Here is a 10,148-nt window from a genome sequence, read left to right on the forward strand (position 1 = left end):
CCATTTCAGCGCACCATGGTGTGCGCGAAAGTGAACGGAAATCGAAACTCCGGTGAATCAAGGCTCTCGATCGACTGCCAGGCCAGATCCGCCCACAACCAGCCGGATCGCCCGCCTGCGGCGCAATACACTCCACCCGGAACAGGGGTGCTCTCCGACACACTGGTCGCCGCCGCGAGGTCGGCGAGGGTGCTGCCGCGGTCACGGCGCAGCCGCGGCTCCACCGCATCGAGTACGTCGTCGGTATCACCGTCCACGAGCCCATCTTGCTGGAACAGCAAGATCGCGTGCCAGATCGCGGTGTGCCTCGCCAGACTGAGCGCATTCCGACACAAGGAGTCTCGATGAGCACCACCGATGCGGTCAGATTCTGGGACGGCGTCTACGCGGACCGCCCCCGGGTCATCGACCCGCAGCCGAATGTTCTTCTCGCCGAAACAGTTTCGACCCTGCCACCCGGCGACGCACTGGATCTCGGGTGCGGCGACGGCGGGGACGCGCTGTGGCTCGCCCGCCGGGGATGGCAGATCACCGCCGTCGATATCTCGGTCGTGGCGGTCGAGCGGCTCGCCGGCCTCGCCCGCTCCCACGGTCTGGGCGACCGGGTTGTCGCTGAGCGGCACGACTTGCGACAGTCCTTCCCGCAGGGCCGATTCGACCTGATCTGCGCCCACTACCTGCACACCCCCTTCGACCTGGACCGGAAAACCGTGCTGCGCCGCGCCGCGCACGCGCTGCGCCCGGGCGGGCGGCTGCTGGTCGTCGACCACGGTTCGACCGCGCCATGGTCGTGGAACCAGGACCCCGACCCTCGGTACCCGACCCCGAGCGAGGTCGCCGCGGGTATGAACCTGAATCCGGTGACGTGGACGGTCGAGCGCGCCGACGCACCCCGTCGGATCGCGACCGGGCCGGGCGGGCGCACCGCCGAGGTCACCGACCATGTCCTGCTCATCCGCCGTACCGCCTGATGCTCGCGACAAGGGAGACCACCATGCCCAGCACGACGGGCCGCGTCCGCCGCCGCGACACCCCGCCGCCTCGGACCGGAAACGACGAGACCGGGACCCTGCGCGGATTCCTCGACTATCTCCGGTCCTCGATCGCGGCAAAGGTCGAGGGTGCCCCCGAACCGCAAGCACGAACTGCCGCAGTACCGTCGGGCACCAACCTGCTCGGCCTGCTCGAGCACCTGACTCACGTCGAACGCTCGATGTTCCTCGGGGACAATGTCACCGACTGGCAGGCGACGTTCCAGGCCGCACCATCTGACAGTGTCGCCGATGTCGTCGCCCGCTACCGCGACGCGGTCGAGCGTGCCAACGAAATGCTCGACGGCTGTACCGATCTCGGCGCACCCGTGCCACAGCCGCAACCGGGCCGTCCCGCTCCCAGCGTCCGCTGGGCGCTCACCCACATGATCGAAGAGACCGGCCGCCACGCCGGTCACGCCGATATCCTGCGCGAACTCATCGACGGCGCGACCGGACGCTGAGCCCATCCACCTTCCCCCAGAAAGGAATTCATGATCATCGCAGCCCGGCCGTCGTCGCGCCGCTTCCTCCGATCTGCCCGCGCGCTGGCGGCCGTCGCGTCCGTCCTCCTGCTCACGATGGGGACCGCGGCCTGCTCCACGACAACCCCCGCCGTCGCCCCTTACGCCGCCGCCACCCACGGGGATCCCCAGTTCGACAACGCTTTCCGGCACGAGTTCGCCGACGTCGACGGTGTGCGTATGCACTATGTGACCGGCGGTAGCGGCACACCGGTGGTGCTGATCCATGGTTGGCCGCAGACCTGGTACGGCTGGTGGCCGATCATGCCCGCGCTCGCCGAACACCACACCGTTTATGCCGTCGACCTGCCCGGGCTGGGTGACAGCGCCGGTTCACCGCCCGGCTATGACAAGGCCACCCTGGCTCGGTACGTGCATGCCCTGATCGCTGACCGGCTCGGGGTGCGGGACGCGCGGGTCGTCGGGCATGACTTCGGCGCCGCGGTCGCGTTCGAGTATGCCGCCCAGTTCCCTACCGATACCGCGCGTCTGGGCTACCTCGACCTGCCGCTGCCCGGGCCGGCGATCGATGCACGTACCTACCGCTCGCTGAGTTGGCATATCGCCTTCCATTCCCAGCGGCGGGTCCCCGAAGCAGTCGTCGGTGACCATGTCCGCGAGTACCTGGGCATGTTCTATCCTCAGGTTTCCTTCGGCGGCACGGCATTCGGTGGCACCTCGGATCGGTCCCCGTTCACCGACGCCGACATCGACGAATTCGCACGCACTTATAGCCGGCCCGAGGTCCTGGCGGGCGGCTTCGAGCTCTACCGCGCTCTGGACACCGACGTCCGCGACACCGTAGCCGCAGCACCGATACCTGTCCCGACCCTGGTCATGAGCGCCCAAGGGCAACTCGACGCGATCCGAGGCACTGTCTCTCCACGCCTGACCAACATCGTGCGCGCCGTGGACGTCCCGCACGCGGGGCACTGGCTCGTCGAGGAGAATCCCCAGTTCGTCACTGCGGAACTCGAGCACTTCCTCGACGGATGACCGATGGCTCGCTCGGTGTTGAATCGGACTGGGCCTCAGTGATCGAATTCGCCTCCGCCGCAGCGGTAGCCGTTCCCCGAGGCCCAGTCCGCTCGGCGACCAGAGCGTTCGGCCGAAGCCCCCGAAGACCAGGAAACATTCTGTCCCCCGACGCATCTCGGTCTCACTGTGCAGATCGCGTCGACCGAATACGCAGGAAGGATACGACGTGCCGCACTACCGAGTACGTTCCACAACCTCGGCTCCCGTCAGCGCGGTGTGGTGTTTGCTGATCGATGGCCGCAGCTGGCCCCGGTGGTCCTCCGGGCTGGACGAACTGGTCGAGGAACGCTCCAGCGGCCTCGATTCACGCGGCCACGACGGCATCGGCGCGGTTCGAGCGTTCCGCACCGGCCGGGTCGTCACCGGTGAGCGACTGACAGAACTCGTGCAGGATCGGATCCTGGCGTACGAGGACGCCTTCAACTTCGCCATGAAGGACTATCGCGCCGTCGTCGAACTGGAGCCGACTCCCACGGGCGGAACGACCATCATCTGGCGCGGCACCTGGCGTATGCGGCCCGGGATCGGCTGGACCATGCCCTTCGTCCTTCCCCGGGTGATGCAGCGCATGGCCGACGACCTCGCCGACTACGCAGCCACCGCGGCGGGGCCGCACACCCCCCGACCGTGACCAGCGTCGCCCGGGCGACGGGTCCGCTACATCGCAGCTGGGAAACCGGCCGTGCGAACCCCCAGCGACCGGCTGGCACGGTGCGGTGGATCAGTCCTTGCTCTGCCGGAAACTGAGTCGGGATCTGCGCAGACCGCTGAACGCATAGCCGGCCGTCCACACCGAAATCACAATGAGCACAACGAACATCGGTAGCCAGCTGTCCTTATGATGATCGACGCTCCACCAGACCCCCGTAAACAGTATCGCGCAGATGAACAGCAGGATGTCGCGCAAGCTGCCGCGATAGGAGCCGGCCGCTCTGCGCAGCGGCCGGTATCGGTTGACGGTCGCAACCAGGTCGTCGATGCGACTATCGATGCTCTGTTGCAGTTCGGCTCGCCGCTGCACCTGCTCCGGAGGGAGGTGGTCCAGCAGTTCCATATCCTGCGTGATGGCCTTGCGGATATCCGGGCCCCTCAGATATCCCGCCGCTGCACCGAGAGCCACTCCACCGGCGATGGGCGCAATCCCCACGGCAAGGTCGGCCAAAGCGGGCATGCTTACGTCTCCTTAGCCTCGATCCGTGGAGGTAATCTGGCTGTCGAGATGCGCTGAAATCGAGAAAGCGCCTTCTGAACTGGGATGATTGCTCACGCAAGAATCAAGACCAGCACAGGCGGACACTTTCGGTGCGATTGTTCCACAGGTCCGCCGACGACTCGGCGAGGTTCGACGACGACAACCTCATGTCGGTGGCCGGGCCGGTCCCGGTGCCGAAATTGGCCGAGCAGACCGGTCCGACCAGCTGCGAGGTGGCCACTGGCTACGCGGCAGCCGCGCTACACCGGTGTGATCGGCAATCGGAGCGCGGCGGGTGCGCCCGCCGGGACGGCCGGGTTCTTCGGGGCGATGTCTTTATCGCGCGTTCGGACCGCGAGCACCGCCTCGGAATTCGTGCGCGCCAGATGCCCGAGCCGCGGCGAAATATTCGGCAGTACACCGCGATCTCGCAGATTGTGCAACAGCTGCTGGGTGCCGAGCGCGGCTGCGGAGAACCACCTGGTCGGCGGTGAAGGTCTGCTTTGCCTTACGAACCCAACGCCCGGTGCGCACAGTATCGACGGCGTACCCAGCACCGGACCGCGGCCGCACCGACACCGCAGTGGTCAGCGGATGTACGGTCGCACCCGCCTGCAGCGCGGTGACGCTGCCGCCGAAGCCGGAGCCGATCACCCGCACGTCATAGTGCGTCATATGCCTTACCCTCCAGTGCGAACCAGCTCGTAGTCACGGGCATCGAAATGGGTCCGCTTGTCGTACTCGCTCATCCGGCCCGGCCAGTTCGTCGTCACCCGTCCGCTCGCCTCGCGATACCAGCTGGTGCACTTGGTCCACACCGTATGTTCGAGCCGCCCCTGGATCTCCTCGTCGAAGCGGGCCTCCACCTCCGGCCGCACCGACAGATAACCGCGCACACCACGCAGATGCTCGACCGCCTGGCGCACGTAACGCGCCTGCCGCTCGTGCATATAGATGATCGAGCCCGCACCGAGATTGGTATTCGGCCCGTACATGATGAACATATTCGGGAAACCCGGCACGGTCAGTCCCTGGTAGGCGCGCGCACCACCCGACCACACCTCGCTCAGCTCCTTGCCGCCGATTCCGCGAATCGCCATGGGCGCCAAGAACTGCGTGGCATTGAAGCCGGTGCAGTAGACGATGACATCGACCTCACAGAGCGCGCCGTCCTCGGTGCGCACACCGGTCGCGGTGATCTCGGCGATGCGCGAGGTCTCCACATGCACATTCGGCTGCGCCACCGCCGGGTAGTAGTTGCTCGCCATCAGTCCGCGCTTGCACCCGGCCGCATAATCCGGTGTCATCTTGGCCAGCAGTTCGGGATCGGAGATCTGCGCCGCGCGATGCCGGTTCGCCCATCCGGAGATCACCTCCGCGATGCGTCCGTTGCCTTCCAACCCGGAGGTCACCAGCTCGTAGAACGCATACCAGCCCAACCGCTCGGCGCGCTGGATCACCGGGAACTTCTTGCCGATCGACAGTTTGTCCAGTGCGTTGAGCTTCGGTGGCGCGTAATAGCTTTCGATCTTCGGGATGATCCACGGCGCCGACCGCTGGAATACCGTCAACTGCCCGACCTCGGGCTGAATCGCCGGAATGATCTGAATGGCGCTGGCACCGGTGCCGATGATCGCGACCCGCTTGCCGGTCAGCTCGACATCGTGATCCCACCGCGCGGAATGGAACGCATCCCCACCGAAGGAATCCATGCCCGAAATGCTCGGCCACACCGGACGCGACAACTGACCGACCGCGGGCACGAACACATCCGCCTCGAGCACCTCACCGTCGGTCGTGCGCACCTGCCACACGCCACGATCGGCGTCGAAGTCGGCCGAGGCGACCTCAACACCGAAGCGCATGTGCTTGTCCAGGTCGTAGCGCCGCGCGACATCGCGCATATACGCGAGGATGTCGGGTTGTTCGGCGAACCGCTTGGGCCAGTGCGCATTCGGGGCGAAGGAGAACGAATACAGGTCCGACGGTGCGTCACAGGCCGCGCCCGGATAGGTATTGTCCCGCCAGACTCCGCCGAGTCCGTCGGCCTTATCGATGATGGTGTACGCGTCATAACCGTGGCGCTCGAGCTCGAGCGCGGCCGCGAGACCGCCGAAGCCGGCGCCGACGATGAGCACAGACGGAGTGCTGGTCATATCGATAACTGTATGAACGCCGACACAGTTGCCGAGAGAGCGCCGCGGCCACAAAATCGACATTTTCGGCCATAGCCGTCCCGCGCATCAGACGGACTTCGGCTCCATCGGCATCACGGCAGGGCAGCCGATCGACCTCGGATTCCTGCGCGGCGATCAAAAGGGGCCCGAAAGACCGCGGTCACGACGCGACCGGGACGACATCCGGCTCGACCTTTCGATCGGCATGGAATCCCGGAAGATACCGATCGACGAACGGAATCAACACCTGGATCAACGGCCCGATCCCGAACGCGTACACCACAGTCCCCACGCCGACACTGCCACCCAATAGCCAGCCCGTCGCCAATACCGACACCTCGATCCCGGTCCGCACCAACCGAACCGACCATCCCGTCCGTCGAACCAGTCCGGTCATCAGTCCATCACGCGGTCCCGGCCCCATGCCTGCACCGATGTAGAGCACCGTGGCCACCGCATTCAAAACCACCGCGGCACCCATCGCGCCGATCCGCACCGGCAGCACATCCCACACCGGCAGCATCCACAACCCGATATCGACCGATACCCCGATGACCACGACATTGCTCACCGTCCCCAGACCGGGCCACTGCCGCAATGGAATCCACGCCAACAGCACCGCGACTCCGGTGACCGCGGTCACCGCACCGAAACTGATCGGCACATGCCCGGCCACCCCTTGGTGGAACACATCCCAGGGATCCAACCCCAGCCCAGCCCGAATCATCACCGCCATCGAAAACCCGTACAGCCACAACCCGACATAGAGCGCCACCAACCGCCGAACCAACATCAGCCCAGCATGCCGAGAACTGGCCTCTCGAAACAGAGCCAATTGCCGATCACTGGCCTCGCTATCGGCTCGCGGGTGAGAACCAATTCCGACCCGACCGCTACCCAGCGGGCCCTCGGCTTCTACATCGCGTGCGGCACGGAATGGTCCCCAGGGCATTCGCTCCATCGTCCAAGTGCCGCACAGGAACGCGGCGCCATCGACCGATACGATCCCGACCCGTCGCGGAACTGGTTGCCCGGCTGGCGCATTCGGTGATGCTCACCCAACACGCCGGAATCGACTTCGATGATCCCGATGCCAGCGCGCAAACACCGACTTCTCACGAATCCCCGTCGCGCACCACGCAGCGGAACCCGAGATGGCAGGTGGCGGTGTCCTCGGCCTGGCCTTGCCGGGCGGCCGGCCGGTAGCGCAGACAGTAGTTGGCCGCACACAGAAAGGAGCCACCCTTGATGACACGACGCGGAAAGCGTTGGGCCGCTTCGGATTCAGGCGTGTCCACGCGCGGATTGCGCGGCGCACAGCAGGATGGGCCCGGGTGCTGTGCGCGGAAGTAGTCCACGGTCCACTCCCACACATTGCCGGTCATGTCATAGAGACCGTGACCATTGAGCGAGTAGGTGCCGACCACCGTGGTGCCCGGTCTCGGTGTCTGTCCTCGGCCGGGAAAGAACTGCCACGGGAAGGCGCCAACCCAGATATTGGCCATGCGCCTGCCCGTGGGTTCGAACTCGTCACCCCAGGCAAAGGTGGCCCCGTCCAGCCCGCCCCGGGCGGCATACTCCCACTCGGCCTCGGTCGGTAGTTGTTTGCCCGCCCACGACGCGTAGGCCGCGGCATCCTCGTAGGCGATCTGGGTCACCGGATGGCGATCGAGTCCATCCAGCGTCCCGACGGGCCCGCGCGGGTGACGCCAATTCGCCCCCGGCGCGTACCACCACCAGCGCCGCCAATCGTCCAACGGCACCGGATGCCCGGTGGGCCGGAACACCAGCCCACCGGGTACCAGATTCTGCGGCTCCGCATCCGGATAATCCTCGGCCGCCAGCGGACGTTCGGCGACCGTGACATATCCGGTCTGCTTCACGAAGCGCCGGAACGCAGCATTGGTCACCGGATGCGGATCGATCCAGAACGAATCGACCCACACCCGATGCACCGGCCGCTCCTCGGGGAAGAACTCCGCCGACCCCATCGCGAAGTCGCCACCCGATATCCGGACCATGCCACGCCGCACATCCGCGCGGCTCGCAGTAGCCATGGACACCTCGCCTCAGTCGCGCGAAAATGCCGCGGCCGCCGCCATTTCCAGATCCTCATACGGCTTCCCGGACACATCTGCGACCACCTGATGCATGGTTCCGCCGGTGAACGGGAACGGCGAGTGGTAGCGCGCGGAAACCGACTGACCGCTGTCGCGACCGACACGGACTCCTTCCCCCACACCGGAGAAGGTGATGGGCTGAGTCCGCATGTCATCGAGTGAGCCCACCGCGCTGTCGTCGATGTACAAGATGGCCTCACCGGTGGGCGTGAAGTTATCGGACCGGGTGCCGTGCCGTTCGTACCGAACCCCGAGGATGTGATCGCCGAGCGGTACCGGACGGTCGGAAACGATGATCTGCTCTTCGTCGCCGAGGAAGTTGTAGATGTAGTACAACCGCCCGTCCTGCAGGAACAGCGTGTGCCCACCGAGACGCCCGCCATGGGCGAAGAGCACTCCCTGCGCATCGGGACTGGTGATCGTCGTCTCGGCGAGCAGCGCGAACGAACGCCCATGGATCTCCAGCGCCGCACCCGGTCCCACCTCGGCGCTGCCCGGATAGTAGACGAAATTGTCCCTATCGGTGGCGTAGGTCGGACGGTAGCGGGTCAAGGCGGAGATGATGTCGAGGTCGTTGAGCGGCATTCCGTTGTACTTCGCGGCCTCGGAGAACCACAGCGCCTTCATCTCCTCCAGCTTCTCCGGATGAGCGTCGGCCAGGTCGTGCATCTGACTGCGGTCCTGCTCGATATGGAACAGTTCCCAGCGGTCCTTGTCGAAATGCCCCCAGCCGGACGGACAGGCCGCGTGAACGGTGTCGGCGAACCATCCGCGATGCCAGATGCCGCGCGTGCCCAGCATCGAATAAAACTGCGTGTGCTTGCCGACATCCGCATTCACGTCATCGAGCAGCGCCCGGAAACTCACGCCCTCCAAGGGACGCTGCGCCACATGCTTCACGGTGTCCGGGGGAGTGATGCCGAGCAGTTCATAGACAGTGGGGGTGATATCGCAGACATTGAGGTACTGGTGGCGCACCTCCCCGCGCGCCGTCATCCCGGCGGGCCAGCACATGATGCACGGGTCGGCGATGCCGCCTTCGTGCGAGGCATACCGCTTGTACAGCTTGTACGGGGTGTTGAAGGCCATCGCCCAGCCGATGCTGTAGTGGTTGTAGGTGGTCGGTGAACCCAGCGCGTCGAGCTTCACCAAACTGTCCTCGACGGTGTCGATATAGCCGTTGAAGAACTTCATCTCGTTCACCGAACCGTTCGGACCGCCCTCGCCGCTGGCGCCGTTGTCGGAGAAGGTGACGATGATGGTGTTGTCCAGCTGGCCGCTTTCCTCGAGGTAATCCAGCAATCGGCCGATCTGCGCATCGGTGTAGGACAGGAATCCGGCGAACACCTCCGCCTGCCGCCGGAACAGCCGCTTCTCATCCTCCGACAGCGAATCCCACGCGCGCACCGTGTCCTGCGTCGGCCACGGCTTGCCATCCGCACTGGTGGCCGTCGAATACGGGTTCATCGGCGACAATTCGGTATTCTCCGGTACCAGACCCATGCGTTTCTGGTTCTCCAGGACGATCTCGCGATACTTCTCATAGCCCATGTCGAAACGGCCGCGGTACTTGTCGGCCCATTCCTGGGCGACATGGTGCGGCGCATGCCCGCACCCCGGGCACAGGTACATGAACCAGGGCTTGTTGGGGGCGATCACCTTCGCGTCGCGAATGAACTCGATCGACTTGTCGGCCAGATCCTTCGACAGGTGATATCCGTCTTCCGGTGCGTACGGCTGCGAGATCGGATGGTTGTCGTACACCAGATTCGGATACCACTGGTCGGCCTCGCCGCCGAGGAAACCATAGAACCGATCGAACCCACGTCCCAGCGGCCAATGCCGCTTCGAGGCCGCCAGATTCTCCTCCTCCAGCGGAGTCATATGCCACTTGCCGACCGCGTACGTATTCCACCCGCGCTCGGCGAGAACCTCTGAGCACAGCGCGGTTTCAGCCGGTATCCGACCGCACATGCCCGGGAAGCCATCGGTGAATTCCTCGATGGTCGCCATACCGACCGAGGTCGCATTCCGACCGGTCAGCAGGGAGGCACGACTCGGTGAAC

The 10,148-nt window shown here is 65.4% G+C and carries 11 protein-coding genes; 4 read left to right on the forward strand and 7 right to left on the reverse strand.

Features of this window, described 5'->3' with window-relative positions; translation table 11 throughout:
• Nucleotides 1–5: 5 nt before the first annotated feature.
• Nucleotides 6–257 carry a hypothetical protein gene (locus ABZW16_RS12885; protein ID WP_354955276.1) on the reverse strand — a complete coding sequence of 84 codons (252 nt, stop codon included), beginning with the start codon at nucleotides 255–257 and terminating at the stop codon, nucleotides 6–8.
• An 87-nt stretch (nucleotides 258–344) separates the two neighbouring features.
• On the opposite strand from ABZW16_RS12885, the gene ABZW16_RS12890 reads away from it, so the two are divergent.
• The 4 genes from ABZW16_RS12890 to ABZW16_RS12905 all read left to right on the forward strand — a co-directional run bounded on the left by ABZW16_RS12890 (nucleotide 345) and on the right by ABZW16_RS12905 (nucleotide 3,224).
• Complete coding sequence (locus ABZW16_RS12890) at nucleotides 345–971, forward strand: class I SAM-dependent methyltransferase (RefSeq protein ID WP_354955278.1); 627 nt, start codon at nucleotides 345–347, stop codon at nucleotides 969–971.
• A 23-nt stretch (nucleotides 972–994) separates the two neighbouring features.
• Entirely contained in the window at nucleotides 995–1,495 is a 501-nt protein-coding gene (locus tag ABZW16_RS12895) for a DinB family protein (RefSeq protein ID WP_354955280.1), read from the forward strand.
• 30 nt (nucleotides 1,496–1,525) lie between these two features.
• Nucleotides 1,526–2,551, forward strand: a complete 1,026-nt coding sequence (locus ABZW16_RS12900; RefSeq protein ID WP_354955282.1) for an alpha/beta hydrolase — start codon at nucleotides 1,526–1,528, stop codon at nucleotides 2,549–2,551.
• Nucleotides 2,552–2,759: 208 nt separating this feature from the next.
• On the forward strand, nucleotides 2,760–3,224 hold the full coding sequence (locus ABZW16_RS12905; protein WP_354955284.1) for an SRPBCC family protein: 465 nt from the start codon (nucleotides 2,760–2,762) through the stop codon (nucleotides 3,222–3,224).
• A 90-nt stretch (nucleotides 3,225–3,314) separates the two neighbouring features.
• On the opposite strand, the gene ABZW16_RS12910 is transcribed toward ABZW16_RS12905, so the two are convergent.
• The 6 genes from ABZW16_RS12910 to ABZW16_RS12935 form a co-directional block, all read right to left on the reverse strand.
• On the reverse strand, nucleotides 3,315–3,764 hold the full coding sequence (locus ABZW16_RS12910; protein ID WP_354955286.1) for a hypothetical protein: 450 nt from the start codon (nucleotides 3,762–3,764) through the stop codon (nucleotides 3,315–3,317).
• A gap of 281 nt (nucleotides 3,765–4,045) precedes the next feature.
• Complete coding sequence (locus ABZW16_RS12915; RefSeq protein WP_354955306.1) at nucleotides 4,046–4,228, reverse strand: hypothetical protein; 183 nt, start codon at nucleotides 4,226–4,228, stop codon at nucleotides 4,046–4,048.
• A 237-nt stretch (nucleotides 4,229–4,465) separates the two neighbouring features.
• A complete protein-coding gene (locus tag ABZW16_RS12920; RefSeq protein ID WP_354955288.1) occupies nucleotides 4,466–5,941 on the reverse strand; it encodes an NAD(P)/FAD-dependent oxidoreductase in 1,476 nt (491 codons plus the stop codon).
• 181 nt (nucleotides 5,942–6,122) lie between these two features.
• Nucleotides 6,123–6,755: a hypothetical protein gene (locus ABZW16_RS12925; RefSeq protein ID WP_354955290.1), complete on the reverse strand. Its 633-nt coding sequence runs from the start codon at nucleotides 6,753–6,755 to the stop codon at nucleotides 6,123–6,125.
• A gap of 322 nt (nucleotides 6,756–7,077) precedes the next feature.
• Complete coding sequence (locus ABZW16_RS12930; RefSeq protein WP_354955292.1) at nucleotides 7,078–8,019, reverse strand: formylglycine-generating enzyme family protein; 942 nt, start codon at nucleotides 8,017–8,019, stop codon at nucleotides 7,078–7,080.
• A 12-nt stretch (nucleotides 8,020–8,031) separates the two neighbouring features.
• The coding region (locus tag ABZW16_RS12935) for an arylsulfatase (RefSeq protein WP_354955294.1) at nucleotides 8,032–10,148 on the reverse strand (2,117 nt) is incomplete at its 5' end.

Source organism: Nocardia sp. NPDC004604 (genome assembly GCF_040609795.1).
Taxonomy (GTDB): Bacteria; Actinomycetota; Actinomycetes; order Mycobacteriales; family Mycobacteriaceae; genus Nocardia.

Excerpts from the sequence above, each read along its gene's own strand:
- ABZW16_RS12920 (WP_354955288.1), bottom strand. The coding sequence starts at position 5,941 with ATGACCAGCACTCCGTCTGTGCTCATCGTCGGCGCCGGCTTCGGCGGT.
- ABZW16_RS12890 (WP_354955278.1), top strand. The coding sequence starts at position 345 with ATGAGCACCACCGATGCGGTCAGATTCTGGGACGGCGTCTACGCGGAC.
- ABZW16_RS12900 (WP_354955282.1), top strand. The coding sequence starts at position 1,526 with ATGATCATCGCAGCCCGGCCGTCGTCGCGCCGCTTCCTCCGATCTGCC.
- ABZW16_RS12925 (WP_354955290.1), bottom strand. The coding sequence starts at position 6,755 with ATGTTGGTTCGGCGGTTGGTGGCGCTCTATGTCGGGTTGTGGCTGTAC.
- ABZW16_RS12930 (WP_354955292.1), bottom strand. The coding sequence starts at position 8,019 with ATGGCTACTGCGAGCCGCGCGGATGTGCGGCGTGGCATGGTCCGGATA.
- ABZW16_RS12895 (WP_354955280.1), top strand. The coding sequence starts at position 995 with ATGCCCAGCACGACGGGCCGCGTCCGCCGCCGCGACACCCCGCCGCCT.
- ABZW16_RS12910 (WP_354955286.1), bottom strand. The coding sequence starts at position 3,764 with ATGCCCGCTTTGGCCGACCTTGCCGTGGGGATTGCGCCCATCGCCGGT.